Annotated in this window: 22 protein-coding genes and 2 pseudogenes; 5 read left to right on the top strand and 19 right to left on the bottom strand. The window is 66.7% G+C overall.

Going from position 1 to position 24,707, the window contains the following annotated elements; genetic code table 11:
* Window positions 1-306 precede the first annotated feature (306 nt).
* From QH196_RS20195 to QH196_RS20140, 12 genes and pseudogenes are all read right to left on the bottom strand, one after another.
* On the bottom strand, window positions 307-1,800 hold the full coding sequence (locus QH196_RS20195) for an MFS transporter (RefSeq protein WP_280417367.1): 1,494 nt from the start codon (window positions 1,798-1,800) through the stop codon (window positions 307-309).
* A 682-nt stretch (window positions 1,801-2,482) separates the two neighbouring features.
* Window positions 2,483-3,081 (bottom strand): annotated as a pseudogene (locus tag QH196_RS20190) (Rieske 2Fe-2S domain-containing protein); the annotation flags it as partial.
* Between the two features lie 134 nt (window positions 3,082-3,215).
* Window positions 3,216-3,692 (bottom strand): nuclear transport factor 2 family protein, encoded by a 477-nt coding sequence (locus QH196_RS20185; RefSeq protein ID WP_280417366.1) that lies wholly within the window; start codon window positions 3,690-3,692, stop codon window positions 3,216-3,218.
* 286 nt (window positions 3,693-3,978) lie between these two features.
* A complete protein-coding gene (locus QH196_RS20180; RefSeq protein WP_280417365.1) occupies window positions 3,979-4,206 on the bottom strand; it encodes a hypothetical protein in 228 nt (75 codons plus the stop codon).
* A gap of 144 nt (window positions 4,207-4,350) precedes the next feature.
* Window positions 4,351-6,552 carry an acyl-CoA dehydrogenase gene (locus QH196_RS20175; RefSeq protein WP_280417364.1) on the bottom strand — a complete coding sequence of 734 codons (2,202 nt, stop codon included), beginning with the start codon at window positions 6,550-6,552 and terminating at the stop codon, window positions 4,351-4,353.
* Window positions 6,553-6,556: 4 nt separating this feature from the next.
* Entirely contained in the window at window positions 6,557-7,423 is an 867-nt protein-coding gene (locus tag QH196_RS20170; RefSeq protein ID WP_280417363.1) for an amidohydrolase family protein, read from the bottom strand.
* Window positions 7,420-8,280, bottom strand: a complete 861-nt coding sequence (locus tag QH196_RS20165; RefSeq protein ID WP_280417362.1) for an SDR family NAD(P)-dependent oxidoreductase — start codon at window positions 8,278-8,280, stop codon at window positions 7,420-7,422. Before QH196_RS20165 ends, QH196_RS20170 begins: the two co-directional genes overlap by 4 nt.
* Window positions 8,277-9,515 (bottom strand): amidohydrolase family protein, encoded by a 1,239-nt coding sequence (locus QH196_RS20160; protein ID WP_280417361.1) that lies wholly within the window; start codon window positions 9,513-9,515, stop codon window positions 8,277-8,279. The genes QH196_RS20165 and QH196_RS20160 overlap by 4 nt, the downstream gene beginning before the upstream one ends.
* Window positions 9,516-9,716: 201 nt before the next feature.
* Window positions 9,717-9,893 (bottom strand): annotated as a pseudogene (locus QH196_RS20155) (SDR family oxidoreductase); the annotation flags it as partial.
* Window positions 9,894-10,237: 344 nt separating this feature from the next.
* Window positions 10,238-10,981, bottom strand: a complete 744-nt coding sequence (locus tag QH196_RS20150) for an SDR family NAD(P)-dependent oxidoreductase (protein WP_280417360.1) — start codon at window positions 10,979-10,981, stop codon at window positions 10,238-10,240.
* 55 nt (window positions 10,982-11,036) lie between these two features.
* A complete protein-coding gene (locus QH196_RS20145; protein ID WP_280417371.1) occupies window positions 11,037-11,825 on the bottom strand; it encodes an SDR family NAD(P)-dependent oxidoreductase in 789 nt (262 codons plus the stop codon).
* Between the two features lie 178 nt (window positions 11,826-12,003).
* On the bottom strand, window positions 12,004-12,534 hold the full coding sequence (locus QH196_RS20140; protein ID WP_280417359.1) for a VOC family protein: 531 nt from the start codon (window positions 12,532-12,534) through the stop codon (window positions 12,004-12,006).
* A 280-nt stretch (window positions 12,535-12,814) separates the two neighbouring features.
* On the opposite strand from QH196_RS20140, the gene QH196_RS20135 reads away from it, so the two are divergent.
* Entirely contained in the window at window positions 12,815-13,345 is a 531-nt protein-coding gene (locus QH196_RS20135) for a thioesterase family protein (RefSeq protein WP_280417358.1), read from the top strand.
* A gap of 76 nt (window positions 13,346-13,421) precedes the next feature.
* Here QH196_RS20135 and QH196_RS20130 read toward each other — a convergent pair whose 3' ends face one another.
* The 4 genes from QH196_RS20130 to QH196_RS20115 all read right to left on the bottom strand — a co-directional run bounded on the left by QH196_RS20130 (window position 13,422) and on the right by QH196_RS20115 (window position 17,750).
* Window positions 13,422-14,075, bottom strand: a complete 654-nt coding sequence (locus QH196_RS20130) for an MspA family porin (RefSeq protein WP_280417357.1) — start codon at window positions 14,073-14,075, stop codon at window positions 13,422-13,424.
* A gap of 65 nt (window positions 14,076-14,140) precedes the next feature.
* Entirely contained in the window at window positions 14,141-14,818 is a 678-nt protein-coding gene (locus QH196_RS20125) for an MspA family porin (protein ID WP_280417356.1), read from the bottom strand.
* 754 nt (window positions 14,819-15,572) lie between these two features.
* Window positions 15,573-16,655 carry an NAD(P)H-dependent amine dehydrogenase family protein gene (locus QH196_RS20120; RefSeq protein ID WP_280417355.1) on the bottom strand — a complete coding sequence of 361 codons (1,083 nt, stop codon included), beginning with the start codon at window positions 16,653-16,655 and terminating at the stop codon, window positions 15,573-15,575.
* A gap of 45 nt (window positions 16,656-16,700) precedes the next feature.
* Window positions 16,701-17,750: a Rieske 2Fe-2S domain-containing protein gene (locus QH196_RS20115; protein WP_280417354.1), complete on the bottom strand. Its 1,050-nt coding sequence runs from the start codon at window positions 17,748-17,750 to the stop codon at window positions 16,701-16,703.
* A gap of 142 nt (window positions 17,751-17,892) precedes the next feature.
* Between QH196_RS20115 and QH196_RS20110 the strand changes: the two genes are divergently transcribed.
* Together QH196_RS20110 and QH196_RS20105 are read left to right on the top strand one after the other, a co-directional pair.
* Entirely contained in the window at window positions 17,893-18,510 is a 618-nt protein-coding gene (locus QH196_RS20110) for a TetR/AcrR family transcriptional regulator (protein ID WP_280417353.1), read from the top strand.
* A 99-nt stretch (window positions 18,511-18,609) separates the two neighbouring features.
* Entirely contained in the window at window positions 18,610-19,971 is a 1,362-nt protein-coding gene (locus tag QH196_RS20105; protein WP_280417352.1) for an LLM class flavin-dependent oxidoreductase, read from the top strand.
* Window positions 19,972-20,071: 100 nt separating this feature from the next.
* Here the strand turns inward: QH196_RS20105 and QH196_RS20100 are convergent, their stop codons facing one another.
* Together QH196_RS20100 and QH196_RS20095 are read right to left on the bottom strand one after the other, a co-directional pair.
* Window positions 20,072-20,713 carry a LysE family translocator gene (locus tag QH196_RS20100; RefSeq protein WP_280417351.1) on the bottom strand — a complete coding sequence of 214 codons (642 nt, stop codon included), beginning with the start codon at window positions 20,711-20,713 and terminating at the stop codon, window positions 20,072-20,074.
* A gap of 119 nt (window positions 20,714-20,832) precedes the next feature.
* On the bottom strand, window positions 20,833-21,639 hold the full coding sequence (locus tag QH196_RS20095) for an SDR family oxidoreductase (RefSeq protein ID WP_280417350.1): 807 nt from the start codon (window positions 21,637-21,639) through the stop codon (window positions 20,833-20,835).
* A gap of 307 nt (window positions 21,640-21,946) precedes the next feature.
* Between QH196_RS20095 and QH196_RS20090 the strand changes: the two genes are divergently transcribed.
* Both QH196_RS20090 and QH196_RS20085 read left to right on the top strand, forming a co-directional pair.
* Window positions 21,947-22,690, top strand: coding sequence for an SDR family NAD(P)-dependent oxidoreductase (locus tag QH196_RS20090; protein WP_280417349.1), 744 nt, complete (start codon window positions 21,947-21,949; stop codon window positions 22,688-22,690).
* 75 nt (window positions 22,691-22,765) lie between these two features.
* Window positions 22,766-23,788 carry a zinc-binding dehydrogenase gene (locus QH196_RS20085; RefSeq protein ID WP_280417348.1) on the top strand — a complete coding sequence of 341 codons (1,023 nt, stop codon included), beginning with the start codon at window positions 22,766-22,768 and terminating at the stop codon, window positions 23,786-23,788.
* Between the two features lie 9 nt (window positions 23,789-23,797).
* Here the strand turns inward: QH196_RS20085 and QH196_RS20080 are convergent, their stop codons facing one another.
* Complete coding sequence (locus QH196_RS20080; RefSeq protein ID WP_280417347.1) at window positions 23,798-24,673, bottom strand: LLM class F420-dependent oxidoreductase; 876 nt, start codon at window positions 24,671-24,673, stop codon at window positions 23,798-23,800.
* Window positions 24,674-24,707 lie beyond the last annotated feature (34 nt).

Here is a 24,707-nt window from a genome sequence, read left to right as displayed (position 1 = left end):
GAAGTCACCCTCGGATCGTAGGCCGCGGATAGCACGCGTTCCGGCCGCTGATCCCGGTGATCGGGAGCTACCGCGGTACCCGGCGCGCGGCGTGGGCTCCCCCCCCCCCGACGTCCCCCCTTGCCCGCCGCCCGCCCCCGCCCCGGCCGGGGGGCGCCGGGCGCGGGGGGGGCCCCCCCCCCCCCCCCCCGCCCCCGGTGCCCGCCCCCCCCCCCCCCCCCGCCGGGCGCCCGCGGGCCGGGGGTCCCCGGCCCGTCGACGCCGCTACCGGGAAGCCCTGGTAGCGGCGGACCGACCTACCTCAGGTCAAGCGTATGCGGCCGATTCCGCGGCACCCTCCTCACCGGTCGCGATGTCATCGGCCTGCTTCGGCTCCTGCTGCGGCCTGCCGATGAACAGGCAGATGGCGGCCACGATCAGCGAGCAGACGATGAACCAGCCCACCGCCACATTGAACGACGACAACGCTGGGGAGGCGGTCCCAGGGACCGTCCACATCGAGAGCATGACCGATACGATCGCCACCCCCACCGCCGAGAACGCCTGCCGGGCAGTGCTCAGGATGCCCGTGGTGACACTGGTGACGTTGTCGGGCACGGATTCGATCACGATCTTCGGGTAGCCGGTGAAGGCGAAAGCCGTGGCGACCGCCGCGACGGCGAAAACACCCATCATCACCGGCAGCGATTTATGGCCCACCAGAATCATCAGGTTGGCGACGGCGAACAGCGCACCGCCGATGAGGAAGGCCGTCCGGCCGCCCCACCGGCCGGCGACAGCGCCCGCCAGCGGCGAAGCGCCGAAACCGAACAGCGCCGCGATACCGGCCACCAGGCCGGTGACCGTCGCCGACATTCCGAGGCCGACCGGTAGTGAGGTCGGCGACTGCAGAATCATCGGAGTCACGATCTGCACGGCACCGGCGGGGCCGAGCGCGAGCACCGACAATGCGATCAGGTTGAGCGTCATACGTTTGCTTGCGAACACCCGGAAATCGACCAGGGGTTCGCTGCGGCCCAACTCCCAGAAGGTCCATACCGCCAGGATGGCGAGGCCGACGACGATCAGCCCGATGACGGCGGGACTGGTCCACCCCCACGCCGGGCCCTGCGTGATGCCGTACAGCAGGGCGATCAGGCCGGGCGTCATCAGAATCGCGCCCACATAGTCGAACCGGGGCAATTCAGACCGGGTGTGCGCTCCCGGCAGCACCACCGCCGCCACGGCGGAAGCCACGATGGCCAGGACCGCGGCGAGCACGAAGATCATATGCCAGTCGGCGACATCGAGCAGGACACCGGCTATCAGGGAGCCCCCCGAACCGGCCAGCAGTGCCGCGCCACTGATGAATCCGACCGCGATCGACACCTTCTCGGCCGGAAGGGCTTCACGAGCCAACCCGTAGCAGAGCGGCAGGATCGCACCCGAAACTCCCTGCACACCCCGCCCGATGATGATCGCCCCCATCGAGTCACCGAAAACGCTGATCACCGAGCCGAGCACCGAGACCAGCATGATGACGATAAGAACCTTTTTGCGGCCGTACATATCACCGAGACGGCCGCCGACCAGGGCTGTCGCCGCCGCGACGAGCATGTAGGCGGTAACCGCCCAGCCCGTGGTGGAGGCCGGCGCCCCGAAGATTTCACTGAACCGCGGCAACGCGATGAAGATCGTGCCGGCTTCGAAGGCGCTGACGCATTCGGCGAGGATCAGCGCCGTGATGATCAGCGCCGGAGATCTGAATGTCTTCGTGCCTTCGAGATTCCCGGTGGTGAGCCGGGATGCGGGATCGGACATCGATTGTCCTCCTGAGACGAGATGGGCCCGGGGTTCCGGTCGACGTATCGCCGGCCGGTGCTCACGGATTAGGTCTTTCCGCGGCATCGACGCGGGATTGGGCAGCAGAACCCCGCGGGCCGGCGGCACCGCGGAAACTGCACCGGCGCCGGCGCCTGCGACACGTCTCGGACTTGTCCGGCGGTCCGTCGTGATGCAGGTCACCAACAGCTGGCACCACGGACGATAAGGCGTGCCCGAAATGTCTTCTGTCCCGTTTCCGGTGAGCGGGACCGAGCAGACTTCCCATCTGACCGAACAGCGGCAACCGGACAACCGCTCGATGGGGCCCTATCGGGCTGACACGACGGACGACCGTGCCGCCTCTCTGTGCAGGGCTCACCGATGCAGCAGTGAACCGGTTCGGTGGGGCCGACCAAGCGAAGCGACCGCCTATCCGAACCCCGCACACACGTATCCACTTCATATTCGCCGAGGAGATGACCGTGCCCGTTCCCCACTCGATCCCGATGTCGAAGCACGTATGAGCGCTCTCGTGGCAGTGCAGTCCATGCGTTCCCCGGGTATCGAACAAGTTCTCGTCGACTTCCTTCTGCCAGAAACCGATGGCGCGTCAGGTATCGATCTCGAACTCGAACCGCTGGGTCATCTCCGGGGTGATGTCCTCGGCATCGACGTAGAGCACATCGGCACGAGGCCTGCTGTTCATGTGCCGGCTGGCGATATGCCCTTCGAAGACGTTCTTGAAGTACACGGGGAAGGAGTAGTGGATGTAGAAGCAATGCGCCATATCCACCACCTTGTCCACGATCTCGCGGCAATTGGAGCCTTCGATCTTCAACCGGCTCCAGGTGAACGGGGTCCACTCCCCTTCGTCGTACCCGGCGATCTCGGGGATCACCACCTCGGGCGGTGGCGGATTGCCGTGAGGATCGTGCCAGATGTAGAGCCGGCCGTTGCGTTCGAGCGTTGTCCACGATTCGGTGCGCGCCGGCGGCGGGACCCGCCGGGCATACGGAATGCTCACGCAGCGCCCGTTACCCGACCAGCGCCAGTCGTCGAAGGGACACGCCACCGCATCGTCCTTGATCGTGCCCTGGGTGAGATCACCGCCCATATACGGGCAGTGGGCGTTGAGCACCTTCAGCGATCCGGCGCTGTCGGCGAATACAACGAGTTTCGCGCCGAAGGCCTCGACGGCGTGCGGTTTCCCATCGCGGAACCGTCGAGCAGGCCGAGGCAGTGCCGGCCGCGGTCACCGGAACGAACGCCACACAGCAGTACACAACGCTCGCCCGTGCCGGGACGGTCACCGGAGCCGGGGGCTATCCAGCCGAGGCCATCCGCCGGGCCGCGGAGGCTTGGCAGTCCTGCGCCGACCGCGTCGCCGAGCCCGCGCGGCCGGCAGCATGTCCCTATTTCCGGCCGGCCACCAGCTCACGGGCTTCGGCGCTACCGTTCAACGGCCGGGTGACCCGGCTGGTGACACACCAACCGTTATCGGTGCGGCGCAACTCGATCCGATGGACTCCGGCCCGCCAGATGTAGAACTTGCCGTCCTCGTGCCGCACCAGGATCGATTCGCAGATCGCCGCGGCCTCGTCGCCCTCGATACGCTCGATATGGGGTGGGCCGAAGAAATGGGCGCTGCCGCCACCGATGATGTTCTGGTGGGCGTCGGACAGGACCATCGACCGAACCTCGGCGCGCCCGGCCATCCGCCAGCCTTCGACGTCGTACTCGCCGTCCTCGGCCCACAGCTGCGCCACGGCATCGGCCTCACCCGCATCGACGAGGGGTCCGTACGCGGTGAGCTTGCGGATGATGGCGAGCTCGTCCTCGAGTCGCTGCACCCGCGCCACCAGTCCGGCAAGCGATTCTTCCACGCTCATGCCCGCCCACCTTTCGCGTCGCCGACCGGCACCCGGGCGCCGGAGACGCCCATCCCCTGCGCGCCGGCGCCGATCTCCGGGTCCGGGCCGTATTCCACACCTTCGATCATGTTTCGACCTTTCGTTTCATCGGATCGGCGTCTGGCCTGGCGGCCGCCGTGAGTCCGGTGCCGGGCTGTCGCGCCGATCCGGTATCGGCGATACCGTGGCATGAAATCAGGTGCCGGAAACGCCGGGGTGCAGCATTCCGCTGGCTGGGAGTGTCACCGCTACACACCCCTTCTTGTCATGTTCTGTCGGGATCTCGCCACGCACCTTCCATCGCCATTTCCCGGTGAAAGAGGATGTACTCGCGCCGCTGTTCCGGCAGAGCGAGGAATTCATCGTCGAAATCCTGCGGACGGCGTCCGCCGACGCAGACCCGGTCGAGGTACTCGCACATGCGTTCACCACCGAGGTCCACCGGAGACGGATACCGGAATTCGACCGAAAGTTCATGGAGCTGATGATCCATACGCCGCCGTACCGGTTGCGGTGGCTGGAATGGGGCGAAGGGCTGAGCGGGGAGATCACCCGTACATGTCCGGAAGCGTCCCACCGAGCAGCCCCATACCCAGACTTCACAGCGGGTGGATCCCGGCCACCATCGGCCTCGGGCTCACCGCTGCTCCCTCGGCAGACCGAGGATCTGCTCAGCGATCACGTTCAGCTGGACCTCGAGTGTGCCGCCCCCGATCAACAGCGACGGCGTCGACAAGTAGGCCTTGGCTGCCTGTCCGCCACCGGCAACGTCGGGGCCGAGGCTACCGATGGCCGCCTCGGGACCGAACCACTCGAATACCTGCGCGGCAGCGTCGGTGATGTGCCGCGCGGATGCGGCCTTGAGCACACTGGCCTCGACGCCGGGGGTGAAGCCCGACAGCCGCTTGAAGATGCTCCGGCGTGCAAGCGCGTCGAGAGCACCGGTGCCGGAGGAAATCCGTCCGAGTGCAGGGAGCGCCGCTGCCCGGGCGACGGGGTCGAGAGTCCGGACGACCTCGACCGGTTCGAAACGGTTGTTGCCGGCAACGGGGATGGTGCCCATCGCTACTCGCTCGTTGGCGAGCGTCGTGCGCGCCACCTTCCAGCCCTCCCCCGGCGCGCCGACGAGGTCGGCGTCGGGCACGAACACGGCGTCGAGCGCAACCTCGTTGAACATGCTGTCACCGTTGGCCTCTCGCAACGGCCGCACCTCCACGCCCGGGGCGTTCATATCGACGAGGAAGAAACTGATACCGCGATGTTTGGGGACGTCCCGATCGGTGCGGGCCAGGCAGATTCCCCAGTGCGCCTCATGCGCGCTGGAGGTCCATACCTTCCGGCCGTCGATCCGCCAGCCGCCCGCCACCTTGGTGGCGAACGTGGTGAGCGACGCCAGATCGGAGCCGGCACCGGGCTCGGAGAACAGCTGGCACCACACGATCTCGCCGCGCAGGGTCGGGGCGACGAGCCGTTCCCGCTGGTCCTCGGTTCCGTACTGAAGGATCGACGGCAGCGCCCACTCACCGATGACGGTCGTGGGCTGGGCCATCCCCGCCCGGTCGAACTCCTCCGCGACGATGAGCTGTCCGGCAGTATCCGCACTCAGCCCGTACGGTGCGGGATAGTGCGGCGCCACCAGACCGCGGTCGGCGAGCAGCACCTGCGCCGCCGGCGGATCCAGCGCGGCCGCCTCGGCGATGGTCGCGGATACCGTGGCCCGGAATTCCGGCCGGTCCTCCAGACCGAGAGCGGTGTGACGCTGGGTGGTCAGTGCCAGGCTGCCGGCGCGCCGGGCCCACTCTTCGGGTGACCCCCCGAGCGCCAGCAGGCTCGCTGCCCGCCGCCAGTACAGGTGGATGTCATGCTCCCAGGTATTGCCGATACCGCCCAGCAACGTCAGGCTGTCCAGGACCATATCGACGGCCTCACGGCGGCACACCGTTGCCGCCCGCGCCGCAGCAAGTGCCAGTTGCTGCGGGTCGCCGGCGCCCGCGGCCAGTGCCGCATCCCACACGGAACTGGTCAGCACCTCGAGCCGGATGAACAGCTGTGCGCACTTGTGCTTGATCGCCTGGAAAGACCCGATCGGCCGGCCGAACTGCTCACGTATCTTCGCGTACGCCAGGCTCGTCTCCTGCGCCCAGCGGGCGATACCCACAGCCTCGGCGCACTGCAGGACGACGGCCAGCGATGCGACCTCGTCCGGTAGCGCGCCGAGGATGTGGTCGGCGGGAATCCTGGCCTCCGACAGTTGTATCCGCCCGATATCGCGAGTGAGATCGACCCCTTCTTCCACGGTGCAGCTGATCCCGTCGAGGCCCGCGGAGACCACGAACCAGACGATCGTTGCCTCACACCGACCGGCCAGCACCAGGACGTCCGCGCCGACCGCACCCAGGATCGGGACCGTGGTCCCGGAGACGGTGATCTCGTCGCCGTCCCCTTCGAGCGTGACAGTTCCGGGTTCCAGCCCGCATGCGCCGGTGGCGCCTTCGGCGAAGCGCGGCAGCCACTCCTTGCGTGCGGCATTGCTGCCGTGCGCCTGGACCACGGCGCTCGCGGTGACCGTCGGCAGCAGCGGGCCCGGAACGAGGCCGTGTCCCGACTGCTCCAGCGCTACCGCGAGCTCCAGCACGCCCGCGCCGGAACCGCCGAACTCCTCGGCGAGGTGCAGTGACGGAATACCCATGGCCACCAACTGGTTCCAGTGGTCAGGCCGCTCGCCCTGCGCGAGTCGGGCGAACTGCAGCCGGGTCCGATGGACAGGTGTGGTCCGCGCCGCGAAGCGCGCGAGCGAGTCTGCGAGCGCGTCGTGGTCGGCTCCGATACCGATCGGCATACCATCAACCTTTCAGCTTCAGCACCTTACGGGCGTTCTCGTGCAGGAACTTGGGCCAGACACCGGCATCGAAACCCACCTGCGGCATATCGCCGAAGATCCGGTCCAACGTCAGTCCGGCCGGGAAATACCCGGCGTAGATGATCTTGTGGGCGCCGCGGGTGTTGGCGTAGTCGACGATGGCCTTCGGGTAGTGCTTGGGCGCGAACGCGGACGTCGAATAGTAGAGGTTCGGCCACTTCAGCATCAGTTTCACCGCCAGGTCCTCCCACGGCTCGCAACCGTGCCGCGTGACGAAGACCAGATCCGGAAAATCGAACATCACATCGTCGATCAATTCGACGTGCTGCACCGCGGACTTGACCCGCGGGCCGGCGATCCCCGCACAGGCGAAGATCGGAATTTCCAGTTCGACGCATTTGGCATAGATCGGGTACATCTGCGGGGCGTTGAGCGCAACTTGCGGGAATGTGCCCGCGGCGAAGGAACTCACCGAGACGATCCCGAACTCCTCGTATTCCCGGGTCATCCGATTCAGCGTGCCCATGATGTCGTTGGGGTCGACTGCGGACCCCTGCGGTACGAACCGGTCCGGGAAGAGGCGGACCGCCCGCTGTCCCGATTCCTTGGCCATGCTGACCATGCCTATCTCGATACCGTGCTTGTCCATCTCGCGCAGCGTCACCGAGATCGGATCGCCGGTGTCGAGGTCGTCGGGTACGCCCTTGAACATGTACTGGGCGGGCATACTGAACTCGTCACGGCTCTCGCGGTCCTTCGTCTGACGCTTGATGAAGGCGTACTCATCGGCGCCCGACTCGCGGAATCCGATATGCGTGTCGATGATGGGGATCCCGTTGTACGGGGTCATACGGTCGGCTCCTTCCGGATCGGCCCGCTGTTCAGGTCACGGGCCGTGATGCGTTCACGCTCGAGGATGTCCAGACTCGCTTCGACATTGCCGGTGTAGCCCGGGCCACAATCGCACTGCCACAGCACGGCCTCGACCATTTCCTCGAGTGACTCGGGCACAAACCATTCGGAACCGACCATGTTCGACGCCACCGACAGCGCGCCGTCGGTCGCAACCGCCGAGCGGGGGCGGACCGCATTCACTCGGATACCCGTGTCGTTCAACTCCGCGGCCAGGCCTGCGGTGAGGCGATCCTGCGCCGCCTTACTCGCACCGTAGAGCGAGGTGCCGTGAATCTCCGCGTCCAGATCGGCGCCTCCCGCGGGCGGCGGTTCGACCGGGCGGATACGGGCCGTGCTACTGGTGATGTTGACGATCCAGCCCTCGCCGCGCTCCCGCATCCCGGGGATCACCCGCTGCGCGAGGTCCAACGGCGCGTGCACGTTCACCTCGAAGGTCAGGCGCGCACGCCTGGCCGGATAGTCCCGCAGCGGCTGGAAGATCGCGGCCGCGGCATTGTTGACGAGGATGTCGATCGGCCCGCCCAGCGCGCGTTCGGCCTCCGGAACGATGCGCGCACGGGATTCCGGGTCCTCCAGCCTCGCTCGGACTGTGGCGACCCGGCCGCCGGCACCGGCAATGAGTTCGGCGGTCTTCCGCAGGGATCCGCCCAGCGCGGAATCGCCGTCGTCGAGGGTGCGAGCCACGATCGCGACTGCCGCGCCTTCCGCCGCCAGCCGCTGCGCGATACCCGCTCCGATGCCACGGCTGGCGCCGGTGACGATCGCCCGGCGCCCACGCAGGCGACCTGTCACGCCCCCAGCTCCACCGCGAGTTCCTTCGCGAACGTCTCGCGCAACAGCACATCGTTGGGGTTTTCCGGCAACGTGTCGAGTGGCCGGGCCACCTCCGACGGCGTGGGCCCGTACTTCGCAGCCAGTGGTGCCAACGCATCGAGATCGAAGTCGTACAGCTCGGCGGCATTCGCGGCGAACAGCTTGCGCAGCTCTGTCTCGTCGAGGTCGTGCATCACCTGGCGGACGCATTCCCGGGTGAACGGGTAGGTGCCCTCGTTGTGCGGGTAGTCGCTGCCCCACATGAACTTGCCCGCACCGAGCGTGTCACGTGCCGCCATATCCTCGGCCGACGGCATTGTCGCGCCGACCCACACGTTGCGCCGGAAGTACTCGCTGGGACGCAGCGGCAATTGCTCGTCTTCGCTGTAGAACAGCTCGCCGATCCGCCCGGTGCGCTTGACGCGTAGATCCACGGTGTCCAGCCGGCGCATCAGATCCGGTGCCCACGCGCACCCCTGCTCGGATACGACGAACTTCAGCTTGGGGAACCGTTCGAAGACGCCCGACAGGATCATCTGAACCAGCGGGCGCATCGAGTAGAAGCCCACCTCGTTGATATAGAGCAGGGATGAGGTCTTGTACCGGCCGTAATCCGGAAGCCCGCTTCCCGCATGGCTGTTGACCGGAACCCCGAGCTCCTCACAGACCGCCCAGAGCCTGTCATAGATCGGATCGTACAGCGGTTTGACCCATTTGACGTCCGGCGCCAGGTTCGGGAGCAGGATCCCGCCGCGCAGCCCGTTGTCCTTGATCCACTTCACATCGGCGATCGCTTCGTCGACGTCGTTGAGGAAAACCTGTCCGACCCCTGCACGCTGAGCCGGGGCGTCGGCGCAGAAATCCTTCAACCAGCGATTGTGGGCCCGGATCCCGGCGAGGCGCTTCTCGAAGTCCTCGGCACGCGGAGGGCCCGCCAGTACGGCGGCACTGGGGAAGAAGGGCGGCACCGTGTTCGGGAACAGCACTTCACCGACGGTTCCATCCCCCTGAGTCTCCCGCAGACGACGTTCGCTGTCCCAGTTGCGGGTTCGGCCATCGTCGACCAGGTCGCGGTAGGGGTTCTTGTACCCGCCACGCCACTCGTCGAATTGGCCCTGCCACTTCGCTTCGAGATACGAGCGGTAGGTGGCGTGATCGGCACCGGCATGACTGTCTGCGGAGATCAGGATATAGGGCGTTTCTGTTGTCACCATGGACACTCCCGGTCGAGGATTCCTTGTTGAAACGGTGTTCTAATTCTTACAAGAACACTATCCCGCGACCGGCAGATGTCAATGGTTGTCGAACAGCAAATCTAGAACGCCGTTCTATATCGCACCCTGCGCCCCCTGGCTCGGGCGACCCCGGCGCGCCCTCGACGACGTGCAGCTTCCCGTCGTGGAATTCGTCGAGCGTCAGGCGGCGCCGGAGCCGCGGAAACGCCGCAAGCAGGCAGGGAGACGCCGGAGCGGCACAGCGCGGGGCCAGTCGTCGGCCCGGAAGTAGGCATCGCTGCCGCCGTCGACGAACACCACGCTCCCGCATAGGAACCGCGCGGCATCGGACAACATGAAAAGCACCCAGTCCGCCAGGTCGCATCTACTGGCGCTGAGCTTGGATCGCGCCACCTCCGAAGCCGATATCCTGCGGATCGTCGACGACCATGCCCGCGCAACGCAGTACGCGATCGAGGTGGGCTTCGATGCGGTGGCACTACAATCTCTGCGCGGCAGGCATTTTCACCGGAAAGTGTTGTCCGCGGGTGAGCAGCGGCCGGCGGAAGACCACCACCACCGAGGCGCAGCCGATCGGCCTGCCTACGTAACCGTGTCCGCAATGCCGCGGCGATGGTGCTTCCCCACCGACCCCGCCGCGGCTGCGGTTGCCGACGGGCTCGCCGGCGGCCGGTGGAACCGCGAGCGTTTACCGCAGACGGCTACCGGAGCTTCTGCGTTCCGCCGTCGACCATCAGCGTCTGACCGGTCATGTAGTCGGCGTCCGCGCTCGCCAGAAATACCGCGACCCGCCCGATATCCTGTTGCGGATCGCCGAAACGGCCCAGGGGGACACGTCTGAGCATGGCTTCCTCGACACCCGGATTCGCCTCGATATACGCGCTGACCCCTTCGGTGAGTGCCAGCGGCGAGATCACGTTCACGTTGATGTTGTCGGCGGCCCATTCGTTGGCTGCCACCCGGCTGACCGCGCGGATCGCTTCCTTGGCCGCGGCATAGGAGGCCTGTGTGGCCTGCCCCTCGATACCGGCGCCCGAGGCGAAGTTGATCACCGAGCCCGCTGTCGCCCGCAGATGGGGGTATGCGGCTTGCATCAGCCGCACCGTCGGATAGAACCCGGTGCCGAACGAGAGGTCGAACATCTCCTGAGTTGTCTCGACGAGCCGGGCCTGGCGCGAGGCGTGTGCGTTGTTGACGAGAATATGCAGTGCACCGAAGGTTTCGATCGCGGCCGCACAGATCTTCTCGGCACTGCCCTCCTGCGCGATATCGATGTCGACGTACTTCCCCTGGCCGTCGAGTTCCTGCTCGAGCGCACGCCCCGCCGCGCCGTCGATATCGGCGAAGACGATCGATGCTCCTTCGCCGGCGAAAGCCCGGACGATTCCGCGGCCGATCCCACCGGCTCCTCCGGTGACTATCGCGACTTTTCCGTCGAGTCTCACCTGTGCTCCTTCCGTCCCGGTTCCACAATTCGCCCGAACAACGTCGGTACCAATGTCATTCGGTCGGCGGCGGAAGCAGCTTCTTCGCCGAGGCCCGCGCCTCCAGCAGCAGCTCGGCCCGGTTGTGCCCGCTGTTCTTCTCGGCGACCGGTTCGAACTGCTTCACCACGACGACGGGGCCGTTGGCCAGATTCGCCAGGCCCTGTGCGGCGACATCGCGAGGTTCGGAGACCAGGAGGCCGGGCCGGTCCATTTTCAGCCCCGCCCGGTCCATGGCCGGCGTGCGGGTGAGTCCCAGCACCAGTTCCAGGACATCGACGTCGTAATCCTTCATCTCGAGCCACAGCCCCTCGGCGAAGATGCGGCCGAACGATTTGACCGCCGAGTACACACTGATCTGGGCCGATCCCAGATAGCCGCTGAGCGAACCCACCAGCAGGATTCCGCCGCGGCGTCGTTCCTTCATGGGCGCACCGAAATGCTGCACCAGTTTCAGCTGTGCGGTGATGTTCAGATCGATAACAGCCTGGAAGCGTTCGAGATCGCCGGTCACGAATTCGTGACCGTAGGTGTTGGCGCCCGCGTTGTAGATGAACAAGCCGACGACGAGATCGTCGGTGGCCTCCCGGATACGGTCGAAAGCATCCGCGGCGCACAGGTCGACCGATAGGGTACGAACCTCGGCGCCATGCGCACGGCAGGCTTCGGCGGTCGCCTCCAACGGTTCCGGTTTACGGGCCAGCAGCACCAGGTTCATCCCCTGCTCGGCGAGCTGGACCGCGAATTCGGCACCGACGCCTTCGGAGCCGCCCGCGATAACGGCCCATGGCCCGTACTTCTGCATATCCACGTGTTTCACTCCTCGTTCCGAGCCGATGCCGGGCTGGTATGTCGCCGATCCGGGTCGGCGAATCCCGGCAGAACCGTTCCCGAGGCTAGAGTCGGCGCACGGATCAGCGGCGCCGACTCCCACTCAATGGATCCGCCGCAGGACGCGGAGTGGGGTGGTGGGAGCGTCCGGCTCAGCGCTGAGCGGAGCGCATCGCCGCGACCCGGGCCCAGACCGCCGGGTCGGTGCGGGGACCGCCCGGAGTATCCGCGCCGTAGCGCTCGATCTCGGCCGTGAGGTCCAACGGTGCGGTCATCGCGGCACCGCGGAGGGATTCCTCGACGTGTTCGTCGGGCACGAGCCAGCACACCTCGAACTCGATACCGTCGGGGTCGCGGCCGTAGAGCGCCTTGGTCGACCCGTGATCACCCGCACCGGTCAACGCCCCGGCACCGGCCAGCCTCTGCCGGTACGCCGAGAGCTCGGCCAGCGTGCCGACCTCCCATGCCACGTGATAAAGCCCGACCGATCCAGGGGCCGGGACGGCCGCGTCCCGGGACTCGAACAACCCCAGATCGTGGTCGTTGGCCGAACCCGCGTGCCGCAGGAACGCGCCCCCGGGAAACCCACCGGGCAGGCGTTCGAAGCCGAGCACCTGCTCGTAGAAGTCGAGGCTGCGCGCGAGGTCAGAAACATACAGGACGATATGGTTGATTCCGCGCATATCCGGTAGACCTCCTCGGCCGTCGGTTTCGTCCGCCCGGCCCGCCCAGCGGTGACGGACCCATCGCCCACCATCATGCTCCACTCGCCGGTCGATCCGGCAGCCCCTTCCCGGCGGCCGGAACACCGCCGCGACGGGATACCGGGGCGGGCGAGGGGGTGCCCGAAAAAGTTTCCACTCAACGGTAACCGGAGAGACAACGCGACCGCTCGGTCGATACGTTCCGGAGTTGTCCACCGGGTTACGGCTGTATCGGATGGACCGGAGACGAAGGAGGCCCATGATCTCGGCGGAGACGATACCGCTCGACCGGGTGCCGCAGGGCCCGGTCACATCCTTCCGTTGCCGGGTGGAGGAGTCGTGGATCGACTTCAACGACCATATGAATGCCATGTACTACGGGATCATCGTCTATCGCGGGCAGGCGGAGTTCAGCGCGATGATCGGGATGGGCGAGGACTATGTCGACCGCACCGGGCTGGGAAAGGTCGTGGTCCAGTCGTCCCTCAGTTACGAGCACGAGGTGCGCCGCGGAGACGAACTCGAGATCCGCTCCTGGCTGCTGGGCGTCGACGATAAACGTATCCACGTCCTGCACGAGGTGTTCAGCCTGGACACCGGGCGCCGAGTGGCAGTGGGTGAGCAACTGGACCTGCATTTCGACCTGACCTCTCGGCGTTCCGCCCCCATGCCGGCCGAGCAGCGGCGCTACCTGACGGAGTTCAGCCGGATTCAGGCCGAGGCCGGACTTCCCGACGGAATCGGCCGGATCGTGCGCGGACCGCAAGCGCATACCTCCTCTGTGGTGTAGGCGCTCGCGCAGGCCCGGCACGATTACCGCGGAAACCCGGGTCCTGTCACGCGGCGGGACCCGGGTTCCGGCGTTCTCAGCCGAGGCTGAACGGCTGCCCCCAGACGGTGACGATCTCCTTGACGGCGGCGGTTTCGACCTCCACCTCGGTGAATGCCCGGGCCTGCGCGTAGCCCGCGCAGCCCGAGAGCCCGATGGTGCTGTTGGCCCAGCTCACGCTGCCGCTGGTACCGGTGATCGAGGAGAAGGGCCGATGCGATTCCGAACCGAAGGCGTCGGGGGCTTCCAGGTCCAGCAGGTAGAACTTCTTCGCCTGCCCCGGTCCCAGGCTCAGGTTGCCACCGAGACTGCCGCCGGCCGACTGCTTCTGGCCCGTCGAATCCGTGCTGTAGTTCGCGCCGCTGTTGGCACCGCCACCGGCGATATTGACCTGGCAGCCGACCACATAGCCGGGTTTGATCTTCGAACGGGCCGGGGCGGACAGTTCGACCTGGGCACTGGCCGACACCCAGGCATTGCGGTGCAGCGGGGTGGCGCCCATGGACGGGCTGATCGTGGCCGATTCCCCGACGATACGCAGCGTGACAGCTGTGCCGTCGGCGAGGGTTTCGGTGACCGCCGCCCCGGGCAGCGGTACGAAGGTGTCGGCGCCGGCGCTGCCGGTGGCCATCAACCCCACCGATGCGGCCGCCACGAATGCGGCGCGGACGAGTTTCTTGGGATCAATCATTGCGAAAAAACCTCTCCGGGTTCATGACTTGTCGAGAAGACGAGCGGTCGGAAATCGGACCGTGCTCATCCGATACTGAACGGCGCCCCGTAGAGAGTGGTCTTCGAATAGTGATCGCCGATGATTTCCACGACCGTGTAGGCCCGGGCCTGCGCGTAACCGCCGCACCCCTGGATCTCGATCTCGAAATCCCGGTATCCGACACTGTAGACACCGGGCTTCAGAATATCTTTGAAACCGACCCGGACGAATTTCACCTGCCCCGGGCCGAGCTGGATACCGGCCGAACCGCTCAATCCGCCACCGTTGGTGCTGACATTGCCGGAAAGTCCCGCGGAGATCGCACTGTCGCCGATGCTGACCTGGCATCCGACGATATAGCCGGTGTTCACCTGTGAAGCGCCGTGGGTCGACGAATTGTTGGTACCCGGCATATCCGCCGGCGTCGAATAGGGCCCCGGGCGTTCGACCGTCGGCGTATGGGTGACATCGGCGGTGACGGTGCCCGATACCCACACCACTCGTCCCACCCCGTTGGCGGCCATCGACGGGGATATCACGGCATGTTCGGCCGTCCGGGAGATCGTCGCCCCGGGGGCGGCCTGATGGCCGTCGGGTAGCGGTACGAAGGTATCGGCCGTGGCGTGGCCGGCGGCCAGCATTCCGACGGCCGCGAATACCGCACTTACTCCGCCCAGGCGCATACCGCGGGCATACGGGTGGCGTGGGACATTTGCTTTCATCTGTTGACCCTCATCTCGATCGAAAGCGGTCATGCCGGCATCGGCATTGTTTTCCGGAATGTCGCCGGAAGAATATGGACGGGTCACTACGCCGCGTATCGTGCCGATCGGCCGGGCAATGAGCACATGGGATTTCCCGAACTCACCCAACGGTGCGGGCGAAGTGAATCCGGTCGACCGAACGAGGCTGTTCGGCGATCGGCACAATGGATGCGGCGATATCGCCACGCCGATGATCAGGCCGTGGCGATATACCACCGCCCGGGATTACGGGCGGTGGTATGCACACCGCAACTACTCGGTTATAAGGATTGGGTTGCGGTCATGATGTTCCCTTCTTCATCCTCCGCCGGGCCGCGTGGCGCGCGGATATGCGCGTCGTATGCGGAGGTTCGCGACGACCGGCCGGCTGTTCCCGTTCGGCCGAATGCCGAGGCGGACGGAACAGCGCGGACCGGCCGCCGCGTAGCGGTCGGCAACCGTATGTCTCGACCGGTGCGGATACCGGCTCCGGGCGGTATGGACCGCTTCGTGAGGCCGGCGCGTTCCGGTCGATTCGATGTCGACGATAAGTCGCCGCCGTAAAAGAGACCATCGCCACTCCCGCTGAGCGAGAATCACCTTGGCGGGGCTGTCCTGGACACCGCAGAGCCTCGGCGTACCAGCCGTGTCGGCGTACCGAAAGGGACGCACCCGGCAGGTACGCCGGCCGAGTACCGCGGTTCGCCGGTGGACAGCGCGGCCCGGGCCAGGCTCAGAGCTTGAACCGCCCGGCGAAACTACGCAGGGGCAGGTCCGCGCTGGTGATGATGCCCGGACGGGCCGCCACCACGGACCGCAGCGAGTGCAGTGCGGGCATACCGGTGACGGTCATCCCGATGGAGGCGAAACTGGCGGGGTCGGACAGGTCGACGCCCTTGCGGGGAAACACCATATGCTTGCTGTAGATACTGGGGTCGCCGGTGATCTGGGTGATGTAGCAGCCCTTGATCTTCCAGGCCGGGTCGGTATGCGGGGTCATCTGCCATTCGAGATGGGATTCGACCCGCGGTACGCCGTCGACCATGCCCTGGTACTTGATGTAGTTGGCGCCGAGCGACCCCTTGGGCAGGAAATACCAGCCGAGATCGACATCTTCGGTGCAGGCGCCGAGTTCGTAGCCGAAGGTCACCTCGTCGAGTTCCAGACCGAAGGCGTCGGCCATCAAATACACCGAATCGGCGAATACCGCGGTGTATTTATGCAGCGATTCCGGAATGGTCGGATCGTCGACCGGGCGGCCGTATCCGACGGCTTTCCAGGTGTCGACGGAATGATGGCAGGAGACGTCGACCGATTCGGTGACGGTGACGTTCTCGATCTCGGCGACATCGGCGCTGTGCACGATCCCGAGGATCTGGGCCAGGCCCGGGTTCATTCCGGTGCCGTAGAACGTCGCGTTACCGCGCTCGCAGGCGGCCGCGATGACCTCGCTGACCTTGCGGCCGGAGGGATGCGGATGGTTGGTGTCGCGGTGGTAGCCGGTGATCCAGTCCGCGGTGGTCACCACGTTGATCCCCGCTTCGAGAACTTTCTCGTACAGCTCTTCGTCCGGGAAGACGCCGTGGAAGGTGAGCACATCGGGCCGGGCGGCGATGATCTCCTCGACCGTCCCGGTGGCGATCACGCCGACCGGGTCGATACCCACGATCTCGCCCGCGTCGCGGCCGATCTTCTCCGGGGTGTAGCAGTGCAGCCCGACGAGTTCGAGGTCGGGGTGGTTGCGGATCCGGCCGATCATCTCGGTGCCGAGATTGCCGGTCGCTACCTGGAATACCCGGATCTTATCGGTGCTCATGGGAGGCCTTTCGATCTGACGAGACTGGTTCTTCGAGCGGGCGGGTTACGAAGGGTCGGCCGCAGGCCGGACGGCACCGCTGTATTGCCGGTGCGGATCGGGGCCGGCCTGCCCGGCGCCGGGGTAGAACTGCCGTGCCCATTCCCGGAGGGCGGTGAACCCCTGGTACTCCTTGCGGGACAGCGCGGGCGGATCCGAATACCGCTGGTGGGACCAGATCTCGATATCGGCCTCGAACTGTTCGATGACGAAATCGGCCATCGTCTTGCCGTACCGGGTGATCTCCGGGGCATCGTCGCCGGGTTTGCGCCCGATCCACACCGTGAACCGGACGTCGGAGGTGGATTCGTCCACCGGCGTCACCGCCGGCATGGTGCGATTGTCGACCATGCCCCAGCTCTTGGTGATCGAACAACCCAGCCCGGCATTGATCGATTCGACACCGCTGTTGACCTGGTCCGCGGCCACCGATTCGTCGAAGGCGATGGTGAAATCGACGTAGGAGACAGGACCGGAGAAATCGTGGCGGGTGAATTCCGGGACGAACGGGGTTTTGTGCACGAACTTGAAATGGGCGAAATCGACACCGTTCTCCATGACGTACTGGGGATGCATCTCCAGTCCCGTCCGGAACAGGGTCGCCGCGGGGACCGGCGGGTAGTAGTCGGCGGCGGTGCGGCCGTCACCGAACGCGGTGAACATATCCGGCACCTCGAAATACGGCGGCCGGCCTTCGATATCGAACCAGATCCACACCGCCTCGTTACGTTCCACCACGGGATAGCTGCGGATCCGGCGGCCCTTGTTCGGATGGCTCTCGTACGGGATGCAAACGTTGCGTCCCTCGCGATTCCACTCCCACCCGTGGAAGGGGCAGACCAGGTTCTCGCCCTCCACCCGGCCGCCGTATCCGAGGTGGGCGCCGAGATGTTCACAGTAGGCGTCGAATACCGCGACCCGCCCGGATGCCGAGCGCCAGGCCACCATCTCGCGGCCGAAGTACTTCATCTTGTGCACCGCACCGGTGGTGATCTCACTGCACCAGGCCACCTGGAACCAGCCCGTCGGCTCCATCGACAGCGGCGGTTTCGCCATCTGCACCCTCCACGCCTTCGTGAGCTGCCCGGATCGGCCGATCCGGCCACGCGCCAACCGATGATAGAACCCTCTACGAAAGAATACAAGAGGCCTATGTGAAACTCGGCGGGGTCGATCGGCGCCGGTAGAATCGCTGCTCGTGACGGAAACGGCGGCAGGTGAACGGCGCGCCAACAGGCGTGGAATCCAGTCTCGGGAGAGCATGCTCGAGGCCGCGATCGTTTCGCTGGCCACCGGTGATCCCGCTGCCGTCTCCGGTAACCGCATCGCCCGCGATATCGGCGCGACCTGGGGCGTCATCAAATACCAGTTCGGCGATATCGACGGCCTCTGGGCGGCGGTGCTGCGGCGCACCGCGGACAAACGTGGTGATCTGCCCGCCGGCATCAAACCGGACGGCACCCTGCACGAGCGGGTCGCCGCCATGATCACCGCCATGGCCCGCGGCCTGCGCAGCCGGGAATCCCTGGCGATCGAAACCCTGCGCGCGGCCCTCCCTCGCGACCACACCGAACTCGAACGCGATTTCCCGCTCACCGCCGCCGAACTGGCCTCGTGGAAACCGCACTGGGATACCGCCTGCCAGAAGGCCTTCGCCGACCTCGACCTCGACCCGGTCAAGGTGCGCAAGGTGGCTGCCCTCCTCCCCGCCGCGATGCGCGGTATCACCTCCGAACGCACCCTGGGCACCTACGGCGACCTCGACGACGCCCTCGACGCCCTGATCGGCGGAATCGTCAGCTACCTCGAGGTATGACGGAACCGTCGACCGGCACCGCCGAAACCACGCCGAGAGTTCGGATCAGCGTGCGAATTACCGTTTCCCGACCGGCACCGGCGTTGCTGTAATGCGGCTATGCCACAACCTTCTCCTGCCGGGCGGCGTCAGCTCGCCCTGAACGCGTTCATCTATCCCGCGGGCCATCACGAGGCCGCCTGGCGGCATCCGTTCAGCCGCCCGGACCGGATCTACGATGTGCGCTACTACCAGGAGATCGCGCGTACCGCCGAAGCCGCGGCCTTCGATGCGGTCTTCTTCGCCGACGGTCCCGCCCTGCGGACCAGTGTGGCCTACAACGCCGCGCCCGGTCTGGAGCCGATCACCCTGCTCACCGCGATCGCCGCGGCCACCAGCCGGATCGGGCTGATCGCGACGGCGTCCACCACCTATTACGAGCCCTACAACCTGGCCCGGCTGTTCTCCTCGCTGGACCATATCTCCGGCGGTCGGGCGGGCTGGAATATCGTCACCACCGGAACCGATCTGGCCGCCGCCAATTTCGGTCTCGACCACCATCCCGGCCACACCGAACGCTACGCACGGGCCCGTGAATTCGTCGACGCGGTAACGGCACTGTGGGACAGCTGGGAGGACGACGCCGTCCTGCTGGACCGCACCGCCGGCCGCTACGCCGACCCGGACAAGATCCATCCCATCCATTTCGCGGGAGAACATCTGCGGGTGCGTGGCCCCTTCACCGCGGCCCGCACTCCGCAGGGTTATCCGGTGCTGGTGCAGGCCGGCGCCTCGAATGAGGGCCGGGCCTTCGCGGGCCGCTACGCCGAGGCGATCTTCACCGCACATCAGCGGCTCGGCGATGCCCAGGCCTTCTACACCGATATCAAACGCCGGGCGGCCGAATTCGGCCGCGACCCCGGCCATGTGAAGATCCTGCCCGGCCTCAGCCCGTTCATCGCGGCCACCGAAACCGAGGCGAAACAGCTCGAACGCGAGTTCAACGAGCTCACGGTTCCCGAATACGGTCTCGACCAGCTCGAAGGGCTGGCCGGTGAATCATTACCTCGCCTGCCGCTCGACGAACCGGTCCCGGCCGGCTTGTTCGCCGACGCCGGCGATGTCACCGACAACACGGCCAGCCGGCGCCAGGTCGTGGCCGGTATCGTGCGCCGCGAACGCCCCACCCTGCGCGCCCTGCTGCACCGTCTCGCCGGGGCCCGCGGGCATCGCGTATTCGCCGGAACCCCGGAGCAGGTCGCCGACACCATCGAGGAATGGTTCTGCTCGGGCGCCGCCGACGGTTTCAATGTGATGCCGCCCTACTACCCCGGTGGCCTGGAGACCTTCACCGCAACCGTGGTACCGATCCTGCGGGAACGTGGCCTGTTCCGCACCGAGTACACGGGTACCACGCTGCGCGACCATCTCGGTCTGCCGAAACCCGCGAGCCGGTTCGCGTCCGTACCGATACCCGGTTAGCGGGAACGACTCGCTGTACGACTCCTCCAGTAGGAGGCGCGCACAGCAACGGGCTCCACGGGCAAGAGCGCTACGCGACCGAGCCGATGTTTCTGTTCCGCTACTGCCGGTTGTCGGCGAACAGCAGAGTTCCGCCCAGACCGATCATCATCGCCCCGCCCGAGGCGCCCGCCATGGAAAGCCGCCGCGGCGACCCGGCGAACCAGCCCCGCGCGGCACCGGCCAGTAACGCCCACGCACTGTCACAGGCGAACGCGACCGCGGTGAAAACCGCACCGAGCACCAACATCTGAAACGGAACATTGCCCGCGTGGAAATCGACGAACTGGGGCAGGACGGCGACGAAGAAGACGATGGTCTTCGGATTCGTCGCCCCCACCGTGAAACCCTCACCGAACACCCGCCACGGAGAGAGCGCAGCGGTATCGCCGGCGCCGGGCGCGTCGAATCTGTCTCGGCGATGACGGATGGCCTGAACTCCCAAGTAGGCCAGATACAGTGCGCCGAACACTTTGACAACCGTGAACAATACGATCGATTTCGCCACGATCGACCCCACCCCGCCGGCGACCAAGCAGATCGGCACCAGGCCTCCCACCTCGTTACCCACCACGCTGAGCAACCCGCCCCTACGTCCCAGTGACAGCGACCGGCCGATCACGAAGAGCACACTGGGGCCGGGGATCACGATCAGGACCAGCGAAGCCAGTCCGAAGGTCAGCAGCGCATCGCCGTCGGGCACATTCCGAGGCTAGCACCGGACCGGATGGCCACGACACGCATTCCCGACGCCACCGGCAACTACGGCGGCTTCCGTCCGAAGGCCGGACGAAGCCGGGGGGCGGTGTGCCCGGGCGCGGATCACTCACCGGCCTCCCACATCTTCGGCCAATCCTTCGCGTGCAGTGCCGCATCGGTGCCGCCGTCGGCGAAGAGCACGGAGCCCACCAGGAACGTCGACTCGGGTCCCAGCAGGTACGCGATCAGCGAGGCGATCTCCTCCGGCCGGCCGCCGCGTCCGACCGGAATACCGGCCAGAAACTCCTTCATTCCGGCGCCGACGGCCGGGTCGTCGACGCTGCTGTCGGTCAGCGGAGTATGGATGAAACCCGGTGCGACAGCATTGATCCGGATGCCGTCTTTGATGTATTCACCGGAGTTCAGGCGGGCGTGGTATGCCAGGGCCGCCTTCGTCGCGGGATATGCCTGCATCGAGGCGAACTCGCCATACGACTCCGCCAGGCGGCAGGCCGCGGCTTCGTCGCCGGTCAGACAGGCGTCGGCGAGTTCCGTCGGCCAGCCGGGCTGGCAGGTCGTCGAGTTCGAGCTGACGAGAACGACCGAGGACGTCTCCCGCTGGGCGAGCAGAGGTCGCAGCCCGGCCAGGAGCTCGACGGCGCCGAAGTAGTTCACCGCGACCAGTAGTCCGGCCGGGCGCCCGGTGGCCGGGCCGACCCCGGCAATCGGCGCGAACCCGTCGATAGGGCCATCGGCCAGGTCGGTGATCGCCGTGATTGCCGCCGCCCGACCGGCCGGTGTCCCGAGATCGGCGTCGATATCGGCATTCTGCAGATCCACGCCGATTACGCGGTGACCGCCGGCCTCCAGCCGGGCTTTGGTGGCTGCTCCGATTCCGGAAGCTGTGCCGGTGAGAACGTAGGTGGACATGATATTCCTTGTCGTCGAATGGGGAGGGTGCGCCGCAGAACCTCGCCGGCACCACGCTTCGGGGGGAATCCTCTCGATTCTTCGGATGATGTTCAGTACGTACCGCCTCAACCTTTGGGCGCACAGTCCCGGCGTCCGCACAGTGGACATCGCACCAGTGATCTGGTGGACGCCGAGGAGCGGTGTGGTGGTACACGCCCGCAACGCGGTGCAGCCGGGCAGGGCCGGCAGTCGCATACGCTGCATACGTCCCGGCGTTCCGGTCCGGGCCGCACAGGTATCGAACGACCCGATCGGAAGGAGTGCGATGAGGCTCGCCGGAAAAGTCGCGATCGTGACCGGAGGCGCGGGCGGTATCGGCCGCGGGATCGTCCGGGCCTTCACCAAGGAAGGCGCACAGGTCCTCTTCGTCGATATCGACGATGACGCGGGTAAGGCACTCGAGACCGAACTGGCCGGAACCGGGAAGTTCCTGAACGCCGATATCTCCGAGGAGGCGAGCGCGCCGGCGATCGTGCAGGCGGCGATCGAGGCGTTCGGCAAACTCGATATCGTCGTCAACAATGCGCACGCCTCCCGGCAGGCGCCGCTGCTGGAGACCACCCAGAACATGCTCGACCTGTCCTTCGGGACCGGTTTCTATCCGACCTTCTGGCTCATGAAGGCGGCACACGAACAACTGGCCACCAATCAGGGCACGATCATCAACTTCGCCTCGGGGGCCGGTATCGAGGGGCAGGAGAACCAGGCCTCCTACGCAGCCGCCAAGGAGGCCATCCGGGCGATCAGCCGGGTAGCTGCGAACGAATGGGCGGTCCACAACATCAATGTCAACCTGATCTCGCCACTCGCGCTGACCGAGGGTGTCGAATCCTATATCGCCGCGAATCCCGGTATCGAGGATGTTCTGCTGGCGAAGACGCCGCTGCACCGGTTCGGTGATCCCGAGGCCGATATCGGCCGGGTCGCGGTTTTCCTCGCCAGCGCGGACGCCGACTACATCACCGGCCAGACCATCATGGTCGACGGCGGCAGCATCAAGCTGCGATAGACCGAGCCTGCGCCGACCTCCCCGGCCACGGCTACCACCGGTCACGGTGTGTGAACACAGCAGAGGAGTCGATAGGTGAAAGCGGCAGTGCTGACTCGCTTCGGCGGACCGGAGGCGCTGGAGGTTCGCGACGTACCCGATCCGGCCCCCGGGGCGGGCCAGGTGCTGGTCCAGGTCACCGCCGCGGCGATGAACAACACCGATATCTGGACCCGCGAGGGCGCCTACGGGACCGCGGAGGACCCGGACGCCCGGGCCGGCTGGCGTGGGCCGATCGATTTCCCGCGTATCCAGGGTGGCGATATCGCCGGAGTCGTCGAGGCCGTCGGCGACGGTGTGGACAGCTCCCTTGTCGGCCGTCGCGTCCTGGTGGACCCCGCCTTCTACGATGCCCGCGACCATCCGGTCGGGCTGCTGGGCAGCGAAGCCGACGGCGGCTTCGCCGAACGGGTTCTCGTCGAGAGCATCCGCGTGCACGACGTGTCCGATTCGCCGCTGTCGGACGATGAGCTCGCCTGCCTGCCCGTCGCGTACGGCACCGCGATGGGGATGCTGGAGCGGGGCGCAATCCGCGCCGGGGAAACGGTGCTGGTCACCGGCGCGTCGGGCGGGGTCGGGATCGCCCTGGTCCAGCTCGCCCGGGCCCGGGGTGCGCATGTCGTCGCCCTGACCACCGAGGCGAAGAGCGCCCAGGTCACCGCCGCCGGCGCCGCGGTGACCGTCGACCGGCACCGGCCGATCGGCGACGCGGTGCACGAGTATGCCCGAGACGGCCTCGACGCCGTCCTCGACGTGGTCGGCGCCCCGGTTCTGGCCGAGGTGCTACCGTATCTGCGCGACGGCGCCCGGTGGGTGATCGCCGGAGCGATCGGCGGCCACACCGTTCCGCTCGACCTGCGCCGGCTCTATCTGCACAACATCGCGATCATCGGTTCCTCGATGCACACCCCGCACCACTTCGAGCTACTCGTGGCCGAGGCGCGCCGCGGCACCATACGACCGCCGATCGCGGCCGTTTACGACCTGGCCGATATCCACCGGGCGCAAGCGGAATTCGGCACCCGCCGGCATGTGGGCAAGATCGTCGTCCGCCCGTAGCCGGGACGATCAGCGGCCCACACGTTTCGCGCACTCCGCCATTTCGTCGATCACGAGATCCATCGAGGTGGCGTGGCGGGACGCCGACAGTACGAGGCGGTCGGCGCCGAGCGCGCGGGACCGGTCCAGCTTGGACTCGTCCAGGCGCGGCAGGGTGGCGCCGAGGACCAGGGAGATATCCGCGGGATCCCGCTCGGCCGCCGCGGCCGCTTCGCGCATGGTGCCGATCGCCGTAGCGAGGTCGTCGCCGGCCAGCCCCAGTGGCTGGAATCCGTCGCCCAACCGGCCGGCCCGGCGCGCGGCCGCCAGGCTGTGGCCGCCGATATACAACGGCACCCCGGTGTCGCGGACAGGTCGGGGCCGGCTGTAGGCACCGGTGAACGAGAAGTATTCACCGCGGAAATCCACGCCGTCGCGACCGGCCCACAACGCCCGCATGACCGCGATGGATTCGTCGGCGATCCTGCCGCGGCGGTCGAACCGGCCGCCGCAGGCCTCGATCTCCTCCCGCATCCAGCCGACACCGAGGCATATGCGCAGGCGTCCGCCGGAGAGCCGGTCGAGGGTGGCCAGGCGTTTGGCCAGCACCACCGGATTGTGGTTGGGCAGCACCAGGACGCCGGTCGACAGGCCGAGGGTGGTGGTGGCGCCGGCGACGAACGACAGCAGCTCCAAGGGGTCCGGGATATCGCAATCGTCGGGCAGATGAGATCTGCCGGTCGGCGAGTAGGGGTATTCGCTCTCGGTATCGGCGATGACCACCGAATGTTCCACGGCGGAGATCTCGTCGAATCCGAGCGATTCCGCGGCCCGGGCGAACCGCAGGATCTCCTCCGGTTCCCCGCTCGTGCCCAGTTCGACCGGGATCACGACACCGAGTTTCATTCCCTGTCTCCTTCGCTGCACCTGCACCACCGGC

This window comes from Nocardia carnea (assembly GCF_029868325.1).
GTDB classification, from domain to species: Bacteria; Actinomycetota; Actinomycetes; order Mycobacteriales; family Mycobacteriaceae; genus Nocardia; species Nocardia carnea_C.
The sequence above is the reverse complement of the archived record's forward strand: the minus strand, read 5'-3'. Positions and strand labels throughout refer to the sequence as shown.

Excerpts from the sequence above, each read along its gene's own strand:
- QH196_RS20135 (WP_280417358.1), top strand. The coding sequence starts at position 12,815 with ATGATCTCGGCGGAGACGATACCGCTCGACCGGGTGCCGCAGGGCCCG.
- QH196_RS20120 (WP_280417355.1), bottom strand. The coding sequence starts at position 16,655 with ATGAGCACCGATAAGATCCGGGTATTCCAGGTAGCGACCGGCAATCTC.
- QH196_RS20180 (WP_280417365.1), bottom strand. The coding sequence starts at position 4,206 with ATGGATCATCAGCTCCATGAACTTTCGGTCGAATTCCGGTATCCGTCT.
- QH196_RS20175 (WP_280417364.1), bottom strand. The coding sequence starts at position 6,552 with ATGCCGATCGGTATCGGAGCCGACCACGACGCGCTCGCAGACTCGCTC.
- QH196_RS20195 (WP_280417367.1), bottom strand. The coding sequence starts at position 1,800 with ATGTCCGATCCCGCATCCCGGCTCACCACCGGGAATCTCGAAGGCACG.
- QH196_RS20115 (WP_280417354.1), bottom strand. The coding sequence starts at position 17,750 with ATGGCGAAACCGCCGCTGTCGATGGAGCCGACGGGCTGGTTCCAGGTG.
- QH196_RS20170 (WP_280417363.1), bottom strand. The coding sequence starts at position 7,423 with ATGACCCCGTACAACGGGATCCCCATCATCGACACGCATATCGGATTC.
- QH196_RS20125 (WP_280417356.1), bottom strand. The coding sequence starts at position 14,818 with ATGAAAGCAAATGTCCCACGCCACCCGTATGCCCGCGGTATGCGCCTG.
- QH196_RS20105 (WP_280417352.1), top strand. The coding sequence starts at position 18,610 with ATGCCACAACCTTCTCCTGCCGGGCGGCGTCAGCTCGCCCTGAACGCG.
- QH196_RS20090 (WP_280417349.1), top strand. The coding sequence starts at position 21,947 with ATGAGGCTCGCCGGAAAAGTCGCGATCGTGACCGGAGGCGCGGGCGGT.
- QH196_RS20080 (WP_280417347.1), bottom strand. The coding sequence starts at position 24,673 with ATGAAACTCGGTGTCGTGATCCCGGTCGAACTGGGCACGAGCGGGGAA.
- QH196_RS20160 (WP_280417361.1), bottom strand. The coding sequence starts at position 9,515 with ATGGTGACAACAGAAACGCCCTATATCCTGATCTCCGCAGACAGTCAT.
- QH196_RS20145 (WP_280417371.1), bottom strand. The coding sequence starts at position 11,825 with ATGCAGAAGTACGGGCCATGGGCCGTTATCGCGGGCGGCTCCGAAGGC.
- QH196_RS20140 (WP_280417359.1), bottom strand. The coding sequence starts at position 12,534 with ATGCGCGGAATCAACCATATCGTCCTGTATGTTTCTGACCTCGCGCGC.
- QH196_RS20185 (WP_280417366.1), bottom strand. The coding sequence starts at position 3,692 with ATGAGCGTGGAAGAATCGCTTGCCGGACTGGTGGCGCGGGTGCAGCGA.
- QH196_RS20095 (WP_280417350.1), bottom strand. The coding sequence starts at position 21,639 with ATGTCCACCTACGTTCTCACCGGCACAGCTTCCGGAATCGGAGCAGCC.
- QH196_RS20130 (WP_280417357.1), bottom strand. The coding sequence starts at position 14,075 with ATGATTGATCCCAAGAAACTCGTCCGCGCCGCATTCGTGGCGGCCGCA.